Source organism: Arthrobacter globiformis (genome assembly GCF_030817195.1).
GTDB classification, from domain to species: Bacteria; Actinomycetota; Actinomycetes; order Actinomycetales; family Micrococcaceae; genus Arthrobacter; species Arthrobacter globiformis_D.
Map to the genome: position 1 here is coordinate 2573251 of NZ_JAUSYZ010000001.1, position 17506 is coordinate 2590756.

Sequence of the window (17506 nt, forward strand, 5' to 3'; positions counted from 1 at the left end):
GAGCGACGGTTTGTCGTTCTATACCAGTTCATGGGCGTTCATCGTTCTTCGGACATGACCTGAGAACAATCTGGCGCGAGTTTCTTTATCGTATCGCTGGGTGTTCACCAGGTTCCTCCTTAGCGGCTGTTGGTGGCTGTTCTGCTTCTTCATGGTCGGTGCGGGGGAGGGCGGCATGACGTGCGCCCAACCCGTTGGGAACCGGTGTCGCCGGCGCCCACAGGCCGTCCGATACTGCCTGACGGTGAGGCAGCGCTGCTGTAGGTTGTTGCCCATGATTCTCACCGCTCTTCTTCCGTGGATTGAGGGTTTTTCCGTCGATAGCTGTTCATGGTTGCCGTCGGGGTCCACTGCATGACGACAGTGTCCACACCCGGGGCTGTGGATTCGGTTGTACCGGCGTCGGACCGGGCCGGATTGGGGAGGTTTTCGAAAGAGTGGCGGATTTTCAGGGGGAGCGGCTGGTTCGAGTCCCACCTCGGGCACGTGCTTTCCCTGTTCAGTGGGTTTTTAGCCTCTGAGTGTGGACAAATTGTTCACTTGTGGCCCCTTCGGGGGCCTTTTTCATTGGTGGCCGTTGGTGTGGCCGGGTGCCTCCTTGCCTTTCCGGATCGACGGGTTGTTGTTCGTTACCAGTTCATGGGCGTTCACGGGGCGGGCAACATGACCTGAGAAAAAGTTCGATGTGGGTTTTGTTGTTGCTTCCTTGGTGTTCATTCGGTTCCTCCTGTTCGGGCTTTTTGGTCGGCTGTTCACTTCTTCATGGTGGGTGCGGGGGAGGGCGGCATGACTTGCGCCCAACCCGTGGGGAATCGGTGTCGCCGGACACCTTCAGGCTCTCCGATACTGGCCGACGGGGATGCAACGGTTGCCCTACGTTGTAGCCCATGATGCTGGTTGCCCTTCTTCCGTGGATCGAGGGTTTTTCCGTCGATAGCTGTTCATGGTTGCCCTCGGAGTCGACGACATGACGGTGTGGATCTATACCGCGATGTCCCGAAGCGAGTCAGTGCTGGCTGGCTGGTCTTTCATGATTGTTCATTACCGGCCTGTTGGATGACTGCATGATGGAACGGTGAGACGCCGATGCACTCTTGGTGAATGGGACCTAGTCAGGCGGTGGTGTGGCTCTGTCTTCTGAGGCGACTTGCCTAATTGGTGACCTGGCGAACCCGTTCTACTTCAAGCTCGCTGCTGGGATCGAACGTGAACTTGCCACCCACGGAATGACCCTGATACTCGGGATCACCGAGGACAGCCCTGACTCGGAAGTGGATGTTGTGAACGCCATGCTCGAGCAACAGGTGCGGGCCGTTCTCATAGCGCCCGTCGCGGCGGACCAGTCGTACCTGGAGCGGGAGCGGCCATTCGGGCCCCCCATGGTGTTCGTCGACCGTCCCCCCGTGAACCTCATCGCCGACACCGTTCTCATTCGCAACAGGGAGGGGATGGCAGAGGCCGTGCGTTCCCTCATTGCACTCGGACACCGAAGGATCGCATTTGTCGCAAACCGCAGCTATCTATTCACCATTCAGGAGAGATTGGCTGGTTACCGCCAGGCCATGTTGGAGGCCGGAATCACTGACAGCTACCGCTGGGAACGCCTCACGGACATCACAGAGTCCTCACTCGATGAGGCGATGGCGGACCTGCTCAACCAGACTGACGGGCCCACTGCCATCGTGGCGGGCAACAACAGGGCCTCTCTGGCCTTCGTGAAAGCCACGTACCGATCACCGAGTGAAGTGGCATTTATCGGCTTCGACGATTTTGAGCTGGCAGACACCTTTGGCGTGTCGGTCGTTGGCTTCGACGTCACCGAGATGGGCCGTCAGGCCGCCAGACTTGCGGTATCCCGGATCTCCGCGATGGGGGGCGGCACTCCCGCCCATGTCGAAATCGAAACGCGCATCATCCAGAGAGGATCGGGAGAGCTCCGTCCCGTGTCGGCGATGACTCAGCCGTAATCTCGATCCTGCCCCCATCTCGTTCCTCGGCTCCGAGCACTTGGTGAGTGACTGAAATCACGCGGTCGGAGGCGATCTTGACGTTCAGGCTGGACGTGCTGCCACTGCCGTTCTGCCGACGTCCGCTTCGTGGATCTTGCGGGCTCGTCGTTAGCTGGCATTTGCCGTCTCTTGGCCGCACCACTCATCACCTTCGCGGGTTAACCCGTTAGGGCACCACATAGCTAAGTGACTTGTAGTCATGTCGGTGAACATAAATCCCTGACGCCGGAGCTTTGTCCCGCTCCATCGGCAGCAAGCAGCCCCCTCTTGGAGGTACGTTCTCGCTATTTAGAGGCCGATAATGGACCTTTCGTCAACCTGCGGGTGCGGGGAGTCGGGGCGAGGGCAAGGCCAAGGCTGCCGTGCGGTGGAGTTGTCACGACTGCCCGGGCATCAGTTGCCTGTCGCGCGATCGCCCCAGACGCCACGCGGTTAGAAGATGGGTTGAGTTCGAAGCCCGTGGATGGCCGGCGGCGTTGGGTGCCCATTTTTAAGCGCCGTAAGAGGGGGCCAGACACATGGAGCCGGTGGGCAAGAAACAGTTTGCATTTTCTTTAGCTTTCCACCGGGCATGGCAAGATCATCCTGGGGGAACTACGCACGTTGATCTGTACGGCTGCGCGTGAACCCGCAGATTCTGTTTCGACGACGATAGGTCCCTTCGTGAGCGTCCCCGCTGGCTGGTACAACGACCCGCAAGACCCTGCCCTTGTCCGCTACTGGGACGGCATTCAGTGGACGGCTCACATCCAGCCGATACAGCCTCAGCCGGTGCCGCCGCAGCCGCCCCAGCCGCCGCACGCCCAGGTGTCAGCCCAGCCACAGCAACAGTTCCAGCAGACGCAGAACGTGGAGAGGGACCGCGGTGGGGCAGTCCGCAAGGTGGGGTTTTCGGTGCGAAGAAGACGGCCGAGACGGCTCTGGCCGATGTGGAGCGGCTGCAGAGGATCCTGGACGAACATGGACTGCACGAGTTCGACCAGATCGAGGCCAGCCGGGACGAGCTGCGTCCGTGCCGTTCCGCTTTGACGTCCACGCGCTCTTCTACTCGGATGACGCCGTCGCCACCGAAGCCATGCTGCACAGGACGTTCGCTGAGCAGCGCGTCAACAAAGTCAACCTCCGCCGCGAATTCTTCCGCGTCACCCCGCACGAAGTCCTGGAAGTACTCAAGGAACACCACGTCGAACTCGTCGAGTTCACTGAACTGCCTGCAGCCGAGGAATTCCGCCTCAGCTCACCTGAGGCCGAAGCTTTGCCCGTATGACGCACGGAGGCCGAAACTGGCGCCGAAAGCAGGAATGAGCGACATCAGTTTCTCTAGCCAGTGGAAAGAGGATGCGGGCCTCCATTACATGTCCACGCAGGAGCTCGGTCTGCCAACATGCACCAGCATAGGTGCCTGTTACTCGTGGCGCTGCCACTCGCCGCTGTACCCGGCGGGCCGGAACCCCAGCGCCACGTTGATAGCCAGCATATGTTCGTTCTCCGCCGCGTTGAACGTCAGGATCCGTTCAACAGACGGATGTTCTGCTTCCAACCGTCGCAGATTCAGTATCTTGACCAGCATGCCGAGCCGGTTGCCGCGATGGGCCCTGGCAACCAGCGTGTCGTCCTGCACCGCTAACCAGGGCTTTGACCGGGAGTGCTGCAGGACCGAGTAGGCGGCCAGTTCACCACTCGGCTTGTGCCGTGCCACGGAGACCAGCGACTCCATGCCGGACTGCTTCCACTCGTCCTCGACGTGCCGGACGCGCTTGGCGTCCCAAACCTGCGGGTCGAAGTGGAGATCCCCTGCCGGGGTGTCGGTGCTCATCCGGGACATGAGAACGGCCATCTGATCGATGTATTCGTCGGGGCAGCGGTCCGTCCAGGTGAGGAGGTCATAGCGGTTCCCGGCGATCTGGCCTGCCGTCTGCTCCAAGTCGTCCAGCGTTCCATCCGGTACGGGAAGATCCAGGGCGCTGAACTGGGTGACCTGTTCCAGCGTGTAGCCGGCGGCCAGTGCGAACTTCACCCCACGGGAATCGGCTGGCACTCCACCCATGCCTGTTGCCGGCTTCAGGCTGTCAGGTTCGTGGGGATCAAAGCTGGCGGCATGTTCGGTGTAACTCTGCAGTGTTGTGCGGCCGTGGCCAGCCGCGATTTCCTCGGCATGAAGCAGCAGCATCTGCCCGATTTTGCTACCCGTGAACTCATTCAATACGTCAACCCGGACCAGCGCAGCCTGGAGGTTCTCCGCCTGCGGCAGACCGATACTCGACCTGGCCACCATGCGCCCATCGACGCGGACGAAGTAGAACTGCAGCTGTTTGTAGTCGTCGTCCCGCCATGATTCAAGGCGTGCTTTCCCGGGAGCGGCAAGGTCAAGATTCCCCCACGTTTCCAGTATCAGGGCGTCGCTGAGTTCGCTGAACTCCAGGAAATCTTTGGCCTCCGGCGAGTCGGTCGAGGACGGCAGGACCAGGGGTTCTATGCGGAAAGACGGCGCCATGGGATCAGCCTTCCGAGACGAGTGCGGTCTTCGACCGCAGAGATCGGTGGGACTTCGTTGCTGTCACGATAAACACAGCGTTGCTCCTCATTAGGACTCGAAAGGTTTGGCTATTTTGCGTAGCCGCCGCACACGTCTCCGTGCAGCAGCTGTTGCCGTTATTAGACTGTTTTGCCCTGCTTACAGGGGCTTCAATACCCGGAGTCCTTCTTCTCTTGGAACCGGCACTCTCAGTTTGCAACTGCGTCCAAGCCGCTCGCGTCCGTGCTACCACTGCCGTCGTTACTATCGGCCGGATTGCCGACTTCTTGGGTTGCTCGGGCGAGCGAGTAGGGGGCGACAGTCTTGCGAAGCGCCCAGTCTTTGGGCCCTGGACGTTAGCCGGTTTCCGGTATAAGACCCTTAAAGCCGGGTTGCTGTTGCTTCGAGTAGAGGATCGGCTTGCGGAACGATCGGAGAGCTCAATAGGGGACACCCACTACAGGGGCTTCCGAAGGATCTGACGAGGTCCACACTGGTCTGGCACCTGTCCCTACGCCCTTCTTGTATAAGGGTCTGCGAGGAAAGGAACGGAGGCTTTTGTGGCAGATGTCGCAAATTCATATGAAACGTGCTTTGATCACCCGGTAAAGCTGCCTTCGCCTTATTTCCTGTTACGCCGATTTCTCGATTTGGAGACCTCATGTTCCCGAAAAAGGCCAGGCTTGGACCTACCCTGAAAGAGGCAGAACACGTGGCCTCGTGTGGAGGTTACCACTCGTCATCTTGCTCATCGTGGGCGTCTATTTTGGTCACTGCGTCCAACTGGATCTTGATCATCGTCGCGGGACTTGGTCTCGGATTTTTGGCCCTCTCTTCCGCGTTGCAGCAACCTGGGAGGGCATAGCCGAACCTTGAGGAATCATGGACAAAGAAGAAACCCCGCGGCACGAGTCAGTTGCGCGGGGTTCTTCTCGGTGGTCCGAACACCTCCGCACATTGGGGGCAACGTGAAAGTGCTAAACCAACATGTAGGCAGTAGCCTTACTTTTACAAATCGGGGTCCCGCCCGGATCTGAAAGGAGCCATGCCGCTCGCCTGTGTTTAAAGTGAACCGCGGACCGAGTATTTCGAGTAACCGCTGCGGGTGACCTTGCTGGTTGATCCTGACGAACCCAGCACCGGCACGGCTTCAACAGCCGCTGGCGGCGTAGCCGCAAACCGCATAGATCCTGTTGATGTTGCTTTCGGGACCGGCACGCCTCCTTTCTCAAGGGTTGATTCGCAGAGCAGGACCCCACAGATGTGAACAGCGGGTTGGGTGAATCCGGTTTATGGCTCGGCGATTCGCCTGACCCGTCTCTGGGAGGCCGCGCTCCGCCGTCCAGAGAATCTGGACCCCATGGTGCTGTGGGGTGCCGTCGGCCGCCGGGCGAAGCGCAAGGAGGACCAGGGCCTTCTGAAGGCGTGGAGCGTGGGTTCGAGGTATCTCGAGGCGGGCGTTGGGCAGAGCTGGCCTCGGCACCTTGTGACTCCGCAGCCGCCGTCGCACAGGGAGATTTCATCAATTTGGCGGAGTACGCGCAGAGAAATAGCCTTGACACAGCACAATGAAAGGCGGGATTTCCCGTCAAGTGGGGTCCTATCGGAAACGCCAATAATCTACCTTTCGTAAAGTCGAGGGATGACTGCGACCGGGGCATTGGAATCACTTGCCGCGCACGCGCCGATCCTGGTGGAGGGCAGTGGAATTCAGCATATTCATTGCGTCGGAATCGCCAACAGTGCTGTCAAACACTCGGGCGCGTCACATGTTCGCGTCATGACCAAGGCAGGTCCAGGGCAATACAGAATGGCTATCATTGATCATGGATGCGGTGGAGCCGCCCCGGCTTGGAGGGCGCTCTTCCCGGCACGATCGGCCGGGCAGCGGCGCTGAACAGATCGGTCACCATCCACAGCCCAAAGGGGCCCGGGGGACATCTCTCACTCCGTCTTCCCTTCCGGCACGAGAATCTTCCGGCGCGAGAATATAGACGGTGCGGCATGACACTTCGTGTGGCGATTGCGGATGACTCGGCCCTGTTGCGAAGAAGCATAGCCTCACTTCTTGACGCCGAAGGACTGGACGTCGTGGGGGAAGCGGCCGATGCCTCCCAGGTGCTCGAAATTGTTGAGTACGAGCGGCCGGATGTCGCAATTATCGACATCAGAATGCCGCCCACCTACACGGTTGAAGGGGTCAGGGCCGCCGCCGAATTGCGGGAAACTCATCCACAGATGGGTGTCCTCCTGCTTTCTCAGTACATTGAGGTCGAACACGTAACTGCGCTCCTGAGCCGCAGCGCGAAAGGTTTCGGCTACCTCCTCAAGGAACGGGTATCGGACATCGATGAGTTCATCGATGCACTCCGCCGGGTCGCAGCCGGAGGCTCCGCCATTGATCCTGGTTTGGTCTCCCTCCTGGTCTCCCCGCCTCATCGCAGGCCCCCTCTGCTGGACAGTCTCACCGACCGCGAGAAAGAGATCCTCGAACTCATGGCCTCAGGCAAGTCCAACCGGGCCATTGCAGCAACCGTCTTCATGAGCGCACGCACGGTCGAGGCTCATGTCCACGAAATTTTTCACAAATTACAACTGGAGCCGGCACCAGAAAACCACCGGCGGGTACTGGCAGTTCTTGCACACCTGCAGGTAGGCGATCCCCCGACGGGCGACTGACTCAGCTCTCTCACGCCGCCCGAACCCTGTCGTGACCTGGCCAAGGCCACAGCCCGTACGGTCCCGGCCACAAAGCTGAACCCGAAGAGGATGCCCCGAAATCCCAGCGAGCCCATGTGGCGCCCCGTTGACCCTAAGTGTGAGGTCAGTAAAACGGATCCGTGCCAGCACGGGAAAGATACCGTACTGCCACGGATGCCAGCAGGGACAGCCTAGAAGGAGGATGAGCTTGTCGGCAACGGATCCAATCGTAAGACGTGAACCCGCTACTGCCCACACTCATTTCACCCTCACCCTGATAAGGAACACGAAATGTTCAGGAACAATCGTCCACTCACCGTCGCAGCCCTTGTACTGGCATGTCTCTTCACCACCACCGGCCTAACCGCCGCCGCTTCGCCCATGGCAACCCCAAGTCAGCCTGTCACACAGCCCAACGTTGCCGCGGCAGACCGCTACATCTCCTTCGCCTTCCATCCCGGCGATTATGCTGGCTGGGTGTATTGGGCGTCGTCGGCGAAAACAGCAAAACACGCCGCACTGGACAACTGCAATCGTGCTAAGTCCCACGGCAAGTATGACTGCGTTTCCGCCGGCTACGCCCGCAACGCGTACCTTGCCGTCGCGGTCTCCGGACAGCACCGGGCCTGGGGTTCGGCCTGGTCCACCGACTACACCCTCGCCGGAAAATCGGCACTCAAAACCTGCAAGTTCTACGGAGGCGGAGACGGCTGCCGCGTCATCTTCAACCGGCATTCCAGGGAAAGATAGCCTCCGGCAAGAGTCCAGCGTAAGAGCCGCCTGAACGCAGCAAGCGCGGATAACGGCCTATGCCGATAATCGGGTAAAGGCGCTCTTCGTGGAAGGATCTGGTTCTTATCTTTCCTGGGAAGCACCTCGGAAAGATAAGAACCAGAGAGTTTGCCGGGCACTAGCTGATGCCTCTAGAAGTTTGAGCTGGCCGTGGATGACCAGTGCAGCTATCGGCCAAAAACTCACATTGCCTTTACCCGATACCCTCAGCCAGAAGAAGACTACTGAGCCAGCCGGCGGTAAGTAATCAAAAACGAGCTAGCGCGTTGCCGCAAGACGGCCTCGAAACACATCCACCGTTCAAAAGGTACCCGGGCAGAATCAGCTGCAGATTCTTCCTCCTCCAGTCTGGCTAAGGGGAGTCCGCAGACTCCGCTCTCATCTGATCCACTGCTGTCAGAGAACTAGCTGCAGAGCGAGAGGCTGCGCTAATCGCATCTGAGTAGTGGCCGGCACCCGAGAGGTTTTAAGTCCCTCTGGCCGGGCCCAGCCCCATCTAATTTTCGTGAACTTAAGGAATTATTTCAATGACTAAGACCCCACGCCCGGTCCTGGGCTGTCCTCCGGTCCGACGCAACTTAGCATTGCTGTCGGTCCTTGCCCTATGCTGCATCGGGCTGCCCTTGGCCGGCGCGCACCCAGCGCCTTCCTCCAGCCGTGCGCACGCTGCGGCCCCCCGCGTTTCATACGATACGACGGTGCTGGACGATAAGCCGGCCGCCTACTGGACCATGGGCAGCCCTCGCAGCGCCACCGAAAAGGACCGCACCGGCCACGGACACACGGGCACTTACTTTGGCCGTCCTGCTGCCACCAAGCTACCTAACGGCGAGACTGCCGCGGATTTCGACGGAAAAACTGAATACATGCAGGTCCAGGACGCCGCAGCGCTAAGCACGGCCACACGCGGCGTGCTCACGCTCGAGGCATGGATGCGCCCCGACGCGCTGAACTTTCCCGTAGAAGGGGACACGATGAGATATATGCACTGGATGGGCAAGGGCGGAGCGCGCAATCAGGAGTATGTGGCACGGTTCTACTCGAATACCGATCCTGACCGACCGAACCGGATTTCTGGCTACCAGTACAACCTCGACGGCGGGAAGGGCGCGGGCTCCTACTTCGAAGGGGGCATCCGCGCCAAGACCTGGATTCACTACGTGCTGGTTATCAATGCCAATGCCAGGACCGACTCATATCCGCACGGCTACATCAGAATTTACCGGAACGGTGTACGGGAGAAAACCACCGATCTGAGCTACCGAGGGACGGTCATCATCCCCAAGCGCGGCAAGGCCCCGTTCCGGGTTGGAACCCGCGACCTGGACACGTTCTTCGAAGGTGCCATTGGCAAGGTGGCGATCTATGGGAAGGAACTGCCGGCCACCCGCATCAAGGCGCACTACGCCGTAATGACCCGGCGGTGACACCGCGTGAAGACGGACGCGCGCTTCCACTCCTCAGCTAGCATCCCGGAACCTTCGCTCTGCGCGTCGGGGTTTGTCCCTCGAGAGCGGCGCAGGGCTGCCTCGCCCCTAGCCCGTACCTCGGGGGGACGGAACGGTTCAGCACACGGTGCCGCTATGGTTCCAAGATGGGGAAAACAACGAAGACCAGGACTTCCGCCTTATTCGCAGGCCTTATGGTTGCTGCAATTTCGCTGAGCGCCGGGTGGTTGAAGGGAAACATTCCGTTGCCGGCGGTCCTCGCTACTTCAGTGATCCTCGGGGCCGCCACTTTCCTGGCAACATGCAAACTGGGATCTTAGGGGGTGGCGCAGCACAGCATGCGCGTTTACCCAGGCGCGGGGAGGCCGAGCTGCTCCAACCGCCCCTAGCCAGCATCATCCGCGACCATCAGGACGACCTCCGACACTAACCCGCACCACCCGGTCGACCCGTGGTAGCGGCCCTGGTCAGTTGAAGGTGAACCAGGCTCTTTCCCGCAGGTCAATCATGGCGGCCCTGAGATCCGGGTTGTCCCTCCAGTGCGGCAAGCTGGCGACGATGTTGGAGCCGATGAATTCCATCATCTCGTTCACCGCGAAAAGACCGACCCCTTGGGGTGACCACCGCGCGTCAGCGGGGATCGGTTCCTCCAGGCCCTTCACGGCCAGCAACGGGATCACCTGCTGTACTCCGGGGAGAGTCGCGAAGCGGCGCGCCCCGTCCGCGAGCCCTTCATGGTTGTAGCTGAAGTGCGCCTTTGGGCCGATTCCGTATCGCCCGCTCGACTTCCTCGTCCAATGTAGGGCCAGACGGGACCAGTAGTTGGCCTTCGGGTCGACCAAGTAGACCGTGGAGCCGTGAAGGACGGCGTGCTCGATGGGAAACTTCGTATTCAGGGTGACTTTCGGTGTTCCTGGGGCCCTGAGTCTGTGGAACACGGTAACTCCAGGGATCCGGCTGAGCGTGTTGAGGAGTGCGCCGCTGATCCAAATGTCACTAACTACCGAACCGTCGCTGTCCCTGCCCCAGGGTGAGGTGACCTGGCGGCCGTAGACGCGTCGTCCGGCCCAGGAGGATTCGTCTACCCGGCCTTGATAGGCGCTGTAGTCGGTTTCGTACCAGGAGTAGCTGTGCGGGTCGATTTCTCGCTTCTTGAGCTGGGTTTCGACGCTGTACGGGTCGTTCTTTTGCATGGGCGCGTGGTGCTCTTTCGCTGGTGGTGGGCTGCAATGATCCAGGGTAACGCCCGTTGTATGGTTTGCGGCTGGTATCAGCTCAGTGGGATCCGGTGCCGGTGGCGAGCCGCTTCCTTGCTCGTGTGGAATGCGAAATCCGTGTCTGCTACCGAGAAGCCGGCGCATGGCTTGTTGCGCTTGGAAGGCTTCACCTCCCTTCTTAGGGCCCTCTTGGAGGTGCAGGATGCGGACCGACTTTGATCTCCTATAGCTCATAGGAAAACTATTGATAATAGGGACGCTGGGGAATAGCCTTAAAACCACAGCACAATCAGGAGGTCAGGTGCAGCCGTTGGCTAAGCCGGTAGACCCCAGGCCGGGGCGACACGCGGCCCGGCGTGACGAAATCATCAAGGCGGCGTGGGCCGAGGCCGACAACCGCGGCCTTTCCGCCATATCGCTGACCGACGTTGCCCGCCGGGTGGGCCTTCGTCAGCCCTCCCTCTATTCCTACTTCCCCTCCAAGAACGCACTGATCGACGCCATGTTCATGGAGGCCGCCAGCGCCTTGCTCCACGCGGTGGAAGAGGCCGACTATCCAAACTCGCCCCGGGAGGCGGCGAGGCTGATTGCCCGCACCATACTGGATTTCGGGGTCGCGAAACCCACCCAGAGCCAACTCATCTTTCAGCGCACCATCCCAGGCTATAAACCATCACGTGACGCTTACGAACCCGCGCTGCGGATGCAGGAATGGTACGTCCGGAAACTGGCCGAGGCCGGGGTTGCAGCATCCACGGACGTGGATATTTTCACTGCTCTCGTTGCCGGCCTGGCCAGTCAGCAACTCGCCAATGAGCCAGGCGGCGACCGGTGGGCGTCGCAACTGGACACCGTACTTGACATGTTCTTTGAGCATCTGGACGGGCGGAACACTACCTAGCCGGGTCCAGGAGAAAGCAGGGATCACATGCCTGCAAGAGACTTTCCGAGGGAGGCGGCGGCGCTCAACCGGATCGCCCACCACGAAGCGATGGAGCTCGCCGCAGAGGAAAACCGGCGCTTCCGCACAATACTGGAACAACTCAGGTCCGAGGACTGGCAGAAGGCAACGGACTGCAGCCGCTGGACTGTCCGCGACATCGCCTTGCACGTCACCGCCTCAGCGGAAGCCCAGGCCTCACCCGTAGAGTTCCTCCGTCAGGCATGGCAGGGGCGCAGGCTCACAGCCGACATCGGAGGCCGGCACTGGGTAGACGGGCTCAACGAAGCCCAGCTTAGAACCAGAATCGGCCTCTCAGGGCAGGACCTGCCGGCCCGCTGGCACAGTGCTGCCGATGCCGCGCTCAAAGCACGCAAGCGGATGCCCGCCATTGTCAGAGCGCTGCCCCTGCTGCCGTTTGGAACAGTGGACGGCATAGATTTCGGTTGGCAGCCCCTGGGCTACCTCTTCGATGTCGGGTTCATGTCAGCGATGGTCGAAAAGTGAGCCTTTTCGTGCCGACAACAACGTCACCCGGATGACATCGGTCCTGAACGAGGAGACCAACGCTTACGAGGTGCTCACCGAGGAAGACCTCAAACTGGAGAAGAACTTCAAGTCCCTCGGCGTCATCGTGGAGAGCATCGTCCAGGACATTCTTTGCATCCGCGGCTACGAGCTGGCGGCGTGATGAGGGGAGACAGGATCGCCGCACACGTTGTGAGCATGAGCTTCACCATGGGTCCCTGCAGATGGGCCGGACTGAAGACGAAACCCGAGTACAAAGGCCTGGCCGAAGCGGTCAGTCTGGGAATCGCCGTGCTCATAAAGGCCAAGCAGAACACCTGAGCCGAGCTCATCGAGGGCATGGACTCCGGCAACCTCCTGGTCATCAAAGCCTTCAAGGCCCTCGACCTGACCGACGCGCAGCTGGAGGCTGTGAACTCCTGGCAGCCTGTTCTGAACCTGGTCAAGATCAACCCGGCAGTCATTCCTGTGGTCTGCCCTGTATGTGAGTACTACGTCCTGACCGCCGACACGGCACCCTCCCGCTGCATGGTCATCGCCGGATGCGAAGTCAAGCCCTTCAAGGTCGCAGCCGCCACGGGAGTGCCCGCCACAAAGACATCTGCTGCTGCAAGCACGGCCGCTCCCGCAGCGACTGCTGCCGGAACAACGGTGCCCCCGAAAGCCACTCCCGCTGAGACCCAGGCCGCTCCGGCCAAGCGGGCGGCTAAAAAGTCGACCACCCCATCTGATCCGATGATCGAGCACATGCCCGACGACGTTCTGGAGCCGCAGCCTGTGGCTGAAGCCGAACCACCCCGGGACCCTCGATGGACGAAGCGCCGCCTGCGACATCCGCTGACCCCGCGAAAGAGCCGGTCCTGGACATCGTGCATGTGGCGGCGGATGAGGACCCTTTTGCCTGACAGGCCCCGGGAAGCACTCTGAGCTCCTCCGCTGCCGGCGGGAAACACCAACTCTACGATTCTCCGCCAGCTTGCAGCCCTCTAGACCGATGCTGCGTCAAGTCCTACTCTGATCCTTTCGGCGGTACCGTCAGTATTGGGGGCATCATGAGTCACTTGGCTGCAAACCGACCATCCGGGCTTAGGATGCGTGTTTCATCAAGTGCCCGGATGGAGGCGGCGGAGCTCCGCACCCTTCTGTTTCGGCCTGAAATGCTCCAGAGATGGATAGGTCCGGGAGTCAACCTACCCTTTCGCAGATGCGCGTTAGCGACCCTCCCCGCGCCAGACGGTTCGCTGACCGAGAGCCTGGTCACCAGAGTGACGGAGGCAAAGGACGCCTGTTCCTGGTCCATAACAGCAGAGGGTGCCGGAACGCGCTTGACGATAAGCCTCTCGTCCGGGGTCAGCGCAGGCATGAGCGTTGTCCGAATAACCGTTGGTCAAATCAAAACGGATATGGACGTCAGGAGAAGCCTGGCGTTCTGGCAGAGGGCATTGAACCGGCTCGCAGCAATTGTCCGAGACATCCGGCATCGGCGGAACTCCCCCAAACAGGCCCTGATCGTAATCCACGGGATAGGCGAACAACAGCCTGGACAAACACTCATGGCCTTCGTAGACGCGGTATTTGGCAAAGCAAACGAAGGCCCACGATGGGTGAAACAGGACACCTTGTCGGGCTCCTTTGAAATGAGAAAAGTCACTATCCCGGCCGCTGCTGGAACCGAAGGCAGGGAAGGAAGACCGACGACCCACGTCTACGAGCTGTACTGGGCCCATCTCATCGTGGACAGCACCGTCGGGCAGGTGTTGGCCTGGATGAAGAGTCTGCTGATGCGCAGGGATGTACCCCCACTATTGAGGCTCCAAGTGTGGATTGCGCGGGTTCTGGCGGCCGCTGTGGTGGCGGCCGTCCTGTGGCTGCCAGTGCTCGCTCTGCGGGGGGACGCTAAGACGGCCGCCGTGAGTGGCGGTGTGATGGCAGTAGCTGCGGCACTGGTCGGGGCTGCATGGAAGCTCTTCAAACCAGCTGGAACGAAACTCTTCACGGGTTTCTTGGGCGATGCGGCACGTTACTTCCAGCCGAAGCCTGAAAACGTAGCCCATCGGCAGGAGATTCGTGAAGAAGGCGTCCGCCTGCTGGAAAGGCTGCACAAATCCGGTGAGTACCAGAGGGTCATCATCGCGGCTCACAGTCTGGGCAGCGCTATCGCGTACGACATACTTACGTTCGCATGGAACAGTATCCGCAAACAGGATGCAGCCCCTGATGCCCGGAGCTATAGCGCGTTCCGGGCAGTCGAGGACGCACTCCCGGATGCATCTGAGGACGCATCCGAGGACGCGATGTCAGATGGCGCTCGAAAGCTTCAGTTTGCCGCCTGGCAGGAACTGCGGAAGAACACCCAGCCGTGGCTGGTAACGGATTTGATCACCATGGGCTCGCCTCTGACACACGGACCGTTCCTAATGGCGGACACCAAGTCAGATTTCTCCGCGCTGGTAGAAAGCCGGATATTTCCAACGTGTCCGCCAATGCGGCAAGGAGATAGGGGCCGTCCCCTCAGCTACGCCATGCCGAATCTATCAATCGACGGAACCAGGCAAGGCAGTTCTATCATCCCGGACCATGGCGCTTTATTCGCCTTTACGCGCTGGACCAACTTGTATTTTCCCGTACACGGTTTCATAGGTGGGGACCCGGTCGGAGGGCCACTGCAACGATTCTTTGGCCGCTGGATCTCAGACCGACCCGTCAGGGCACGGAAAGCCGGCTTTTGGGGCTTCGCCCACACTTACTACTGGACTATGGACGGCCCGTCCGGAAAATACATAGGGCGTCCCGGGGAGGATCACATTAGCTGTCTCCGGGATTCATTGGACCTGCGCGCAGACCGCAGGCTGCGGGCTCTCGCGAATCAGATACCTGCACACGCATACCTGCGGCCCGTCCCGCCTTCGTCGCGCCAGGAATGAGTGGAACGGGGGTGCGTCCTTTATCCCCCTAAATGGGTTAGAGACATGCTCGGGCTACACACCCCGTCCACAAGCGCCATGGTAGCCCTGCGGTTCTGGTTGGAACAGCCCATCGGCCTTCAGGCAGCGAAGCGGCGTTGCCTCGTGGGGCCATTCTGGGAGATTCGTATCCGTCTGGCCAGCTCCGGGCCCGGACACGCCTCGCCGGCCCATATGTTCACGGACGGCTTCGGCGAATTCGCGGGCTAAAGGCCCCGGCGGGTCAATTGGTCCCCTTGGCATCGGCTCTGCCGGTCCCTGGGGCTGCATATGGTTTGGACTGCCCTAGGCTTCTCCTGTAACGAGTTGCCGCCGTTTGACCTCGGATGGAAACCCTCTGGGTTGCTGGGGCGGTGCGCTGCTGGACGGAAGGCAACCTTCTCTGTCCCGGCCGCAGGGGACAGGCTGATGTCGTTGGCTCCCGGGACCGGCGCCCCCGGTTAGGCTCATATCGCCCGTCTGCGCATGATTGTCGACGGATGGAAAGCGGAACGCGGGGGACCATGGAGAAGACCATTGCGGTAGCGCAGGCTGTCACACAGCCGTGCTCAACCGACGGCTGCATGAACTCAGCGGCCTACAAGACACACAGCAAGCCGGCGCAGTGCACCGACTGCATCGACAGGACTCTTCGCGGAGGCGGCCTTTCGGCCGATGAACCAATCATTGGGCCCAAGGAATGGCGGCTGACCACCTGCCTGGACTGCGGCGTGCAAGCGCACTACAGACTGTATTCGCGCGAGGAGATCATCGAGCACCTCCACAGGAACGGTTTCGACCTGGTCGCCGCCACCGTGGACGTCAACGACGGCAATGACCCGATCATTACGCGCTGCCGGTCCTGCGAAAAGCTCCGCCGAGCGGATGGGCGACATCGGCCGGGGCTGCACCTGCACCCGCAACGTCCGTTCTGCCAGCCCCACATCCGAGGCGGCACCGGCGCCGGCCCGGAACATCCGGTCCACGAATCCTGCAACCGCAAAGACCACCAAAGCCCTCCTAGCCGACTCCGACGACCCGGCCCGGGAATGGTGGGACCACGAACGCAACGACGAGAAGGCCTTCCGCACCGTCACGCTGCGGGCCACACGGACCTGCCACTGGGTGTGTCCCGAATGCCAGGTTTCCTTCAGCGCGAAGGTCCTGGACATGACCGCCGGCCGGCATGCCTGCACTGACTGCAGTGCGATCCGGCAAGCGGAGTGGCATGAGGAACTCGAACGCTGGAGGATCACTCCGGTCGCCGACGTTCCCGAGCTCGCCGCTGCCTGGGCCGATGAGGCTGATCCGCGATCGGTCATGGTTGCCGGCAGCTGGGAGTTGCGACGGTTCCGCTGCCCCGCCGGCCACCACCCCAGGATCAGCCCCCTCACTTTCCTCCAGTCCGGGTGCCCGAGCTGCCGTGGCGCGGAGACGCGCAAGGCGCAAAAGAACTGGTTGGCTCACACCCTGCCCGAGATCGCTTCCCAGTGGCACCCGACGCGCAACGGCAAGCTCACGCCGGCTGACGTGGTGTGGGATTCCCAACGCACTGTCTGGTGGCTGGCCGACTGTTGCGGGCATGAATGGCAGGAGACCCCGCGGTCCCGGGACAAGTACGACAGGCTGCCCTGCCCGCAGTGCCGGACCATCCTGGGATCGCTCGCCTGGCAGGACCCAGGGCTGGCCGCCGAGTGGAGCCCGGCAAATCCTCTGACCGCCTGGGACGTCCGCCCCCATGCGTCAACTCCTTTTGTGCCCGAGTGGATCTGCGCCACCAACACGGTGCACGTTTGGCAGAGTGCTCACAGCGGCCGCTCGAACGGGGCAGAGTGCCCGGAGTGCAAGGTGGCGGGCAAGTCGAAGGTCGAGCTGGCCCATCACGCTGCCGCAAAGGAAGTCTTCACCGGTGTCCGCTCCGGCGCCGTCTTCCGGGCCAAGACCTTCACCACCCGCCGCTCATGGACCGCCGACATCAGCGCCGACTTAGACGGCCGGACCCTGGTGATCGAATACGACGGGGCCTACTGGCATCCTGCGCCGGCCAAGGTGCTCATCGACGAACGCAAATCCGCCGATCTGCTGGCCACCGGCTACCTTGTGGTCCGGCTCCGCGAGGATGACCTGCCGCCGCTGCCCGTCCCGCATCCCACTACAAGGAAATCCGGTCTATTCCACGGCGCCGCGGCCCGAAGCGGTGGTGGCAGAAATCCGGGCCTGGCTGGCAGGACTCGATCAGGGTTAGCGGTCCGCTGCCGGGCGGGCTGGCGGCCACCCCTCATTGTGGCGGCCATGGGCAACATTCTTGCGCTGTGGTTTCCCACCTATTCCCAAGCCGTGTTTCTAAGGGCTAGTGGAAAGCAGTGCTAGCACGGAAGTGCGGAACGGGTGCCCGGATTCACCATGGAGACATCG

General features: G+C 61.1%; 16 protein-coding genes. 13 read left to right on the plus strand and 3 right to left on the minus strand.

The window, feature by feature from the left end; translation table 11 throughout:
• Window positions 1-564 precede the first annotated feature (564 nt).
• Complete coding sequence (locus tag QF036_RS11635; protein ID WP_307101945.1) at window positions 565-717, minus strand: hypothetical protein; 153 nt, start codon at window positions 715-717, stop codon at window positions 565-567.
• A 407-nt stretch (window positions 718-1124) separates the two neighbouring features.
• Between QF036_RS11635 and QF036_RS11640 the strand changes: the two genes are divergently transcribed.
• The 3 genes from QF036_RS11640 (at window position 1125) to QF036_RS11650 (ending at window position 3276) form a co-directional block, all read left to right on the plus strand.
• Window positions 1125-1967 (plus strand): substrate-binding domain-containing protein, encoded by an 843-nt coding sequence (locus QF036_RS11640; protein ID WP_307101947.1) that lies wholly within the window; start codon window positions 1125-1127, stop codon window positions 1965-1967.
• Between the two features lie 705 nt (window positions 1968-2672).
• Entirely contained in the window at window positions 2673-3038 is a 366-nt protein-coding gene (locus QF036_RS11645; RefSeq protein WP_307101949.1) for a DUF2510 domain-containing protein, read from the plus strand.
• Complete coding sequence (locus QF036_RS11650; RefSeq protein WP_307101951.1) at window positions 3022-3276, plus strand: GIY-YIG nuclease family protein; 255 nt, start codon at window positions 3022-3024, stop codon at window positions 3274-3276. The genes QF036_RS11645 and QF036_RS11650 overlap by 17 nt, the downstream gene beginning before the upstream one ends.
• Window positions 3277-3414: 138 nt before the next feature.
• Here QF036_RS11650 and QF036_RS11655 read toward each other — a convergent pair whose 3' ends face one another.
• Window positions 3415-4503 carry a GNAT family N-acetyltransferase gene (locus tag QF036_RS11655; RefSeq protein ID WP_307101953.1) on the minus strand — a complete coding sequence of 363 codons (1089 nt, stop codon included), beginning with the start codon at window positions 4501-4503 and terminating at the stop codon, window positions 3415-3417.
• 2025 nt (window positions 4504-6528) lie between these two features.
• On the opposite strand from QF036_RS11655, the gene QF036_RS11660 reads away from it, so the two are divergent.
• From QF036_RS11660 to QF036_RS11670, 3 genes are all read left to right on the plus strand, one after another.
• On the plus strand, window positions 6529-7203 hold the full coding sequence (locus tag QF036_RS11660; protein ID WP_307101955.1) for a response regulator transcription factor: 675 nt from the start codon (window positions 6529-6531) through the stop codon (window positions 7201-7203).
• Between the two features lie 312 nt (window positions 7204-7515).
• Complete coding sequence (locus QF036_RS11665) at window positions 7516-7974, plus strand: DUF4189 domain-containing protein (RefSeq protein WP_307101957.1); 459 nt, start codon at window positions 7516-7518, stop codon at window positions 7972-7974.
• Between the two features lie 740 nt (window positions 7975-8714).
• The gene (locus QF036_RS11670) at window positions 8715-9443 is read left to right on the plus strand and encodes a LamG-like jellyroll fold domain-containing protein (RefSeq protein ID WP_307101959.1); all 729 of its coding nucleotides are present in this window, start codon (window positions 8715-8717) and stop codon (window positions 9441-9443) included.
• Window positions 9444-9931: 488 nt separating this feature from the next.
• Here the strand turns inward: QF036_RS11670 and QF036_RS11675 are convergent, their stop codons facing one another.
• Window positions 9932-10657, minus strand: coding sequence for a hypothetical protein (locus QF036_RS11675; RefSeq protein WP_307101961.1), 726 nt, complete (start codon window positions 10655-10657; stop codon window positions 9932-9934).
• 325 nt (window positions 10658-10982) lie between these two features.
• On the opposite strand from QF036_RS11675, the gene QF036_RS11680 reads away from it, so the two are divergent.
• The 7 genes from QF036_RS11680 (at window position 10983) to QF036_RS11710 (ending at window position 17461) form a co-directional block, all read left to right on the plus strand.
• Window positions 10983-11582: a TetR/AcrR family transcriptional regulator gene (locus QF036_RS11680; RefSeq protein ID WP_307101963.1), complete on the plus strand. Its 600-nt coding sequence runs from the start codon at window positions 10983-10985 to the stop codon at window positions 11580-11582.
• A gap of 27 nt (window positions 11583-11609) precedes the next feature.
• A complete protein-coding gene (locus tag QF036_RS11685; RefSeq protein ID WP_307101965.1) occupies window positions 11610-12128 on the plus strand; it encodes a maleylpyruvate isomerase N-terminal domain-containing protein in 519 nt (172 codons plus the stop codon).
• A 31-nt stretch (window positions 12129-12159) separates the two neighbouring features.
• Window positions 12160-12312 carry a hypothetical protein gene (locus tag QF036_RS11690; protein WP_307101968.1) on the plus strand — a complete coding sequence of 51 codons (153 nt, stop codon included), beginning with the start codon at window positions 12160-12162 and terminating at the stop codon, window positions 12310-12312.
• Between the two features lie 35 nt (window positions 12313-12347).
• A complete protein-coding gene (locus QF036_RS11695; RefSeq protein ID WP_307101970.1) occupies window positions 12348-12470 on the plus strand; it encodes a hypothetical protein in 123 nt (40 codons plus the stop codon).
• Window positions 12471-12488: 18 nt separating this feature from the next.
• Window positions 12489-13076 (plus strand): hypothetical protein, encoded by a 588-nt coding sequence (locus QF036_RS11700; RefSeq protein WP_307101972.1) that lies wholly within the window; start codon window positions 12489-12491, stop codon window positions 13074-13076.
• 338 nt (window positions 13077-13414) lie between these two features.
• Window positions 13415-15073 (plus strand): hypothetical protein, encoded by a 1659-nt coding sequence (locus tag QF036_RS11705; RefSeq protein ID WP_307101973.1) that lies wholly within the window; start codon window positions 13415-13417, stop codon window positions 15071-15073.
• Between the two features lie 852 nt (window positions 15074-15925).
• Window positions 15926-17461 carry a zinc-ribbon domain-containing protein gene (locus QF036_RS11710; RefSeq protein WP_307101975.1) on the plus strand — a complete coding sequence of 512 codons (1536 nt, stop codon included), beginning with the start codon at window positions 15926-15928 and terminating at the stop codon, window positions 17459-17461.
• Window positions 17462-17506 lie beyond the last annotated feature (45 nt).

Coding starts and splice junctions, on each gene's coding strand:
- QF036_RS11700 (WP_307101972.1), top strand. CDS start 12,489: ATGGACTCCGGCAACCTCCTGGTCATCAAAGCCTTCAAGGCCCTCGAC.
- QF036_RS11710 (WP_307101975.1), top strand. CDS start 15,926: ATGACCCGATCATTACGCGCTGCCGGTCCTGCGAAAAGCTCCGCCGAG.
- QF036_RS11695 (WP_307101970.1), top strand. CDS start 12,348: ATGAGCTTCACCATGGGTCCCTGCAGATGGGCCGGACTGAAGACGAAA.
- QF036_RS11675 (WP_307101961.1), bottom strand. CDS start 10,657: ATGCAAAAGAACGACCCGTACAGCGTCGAAACCCAGCTCAAGAAGCGA.
- QF036_RS11685 (WP_307101965.1), top strand. CDS start 11,610: ATGCCTGCAAGAGACTTTCCGAGGGAGGCGGCGGCGCTCAACCGGATC.
- QF036_RS11655 (WP_307101953.1), bottom strand. CDS start 4,503: ATGGCGCCGTCTTTCCGCATAGAACCCCTGGTCCTGCCGTCCTCGACC.
- QF036_RS11690 (WP_307101968.1), top strand. CDS start 12,160: ATGACATCGGTCCTGAACGAGGAGACCAACGCTTACGAGGTGCTCACC.
- QF036_RS11635 (WP_307101945.1), bottom strand. CDS start 717: ATGAACACCAAGGAAGCAACAACAAAACCCACATCGAACTTTTTCTCA.
- QF036_RS11665 (WP_307101957.1), top strand. CDS start 7,516: ATGTTCAGGAACAATCGTCCACTCACCGTCGCAGCCCTTGTACTGGCA.
- QF036_RS11660 (WP_307101955.1), top strand. CDS start 6,529: ATGACACTTCGTGTGGCGATTGCGGATGACTCGGCCCTGTTGCGAAGA.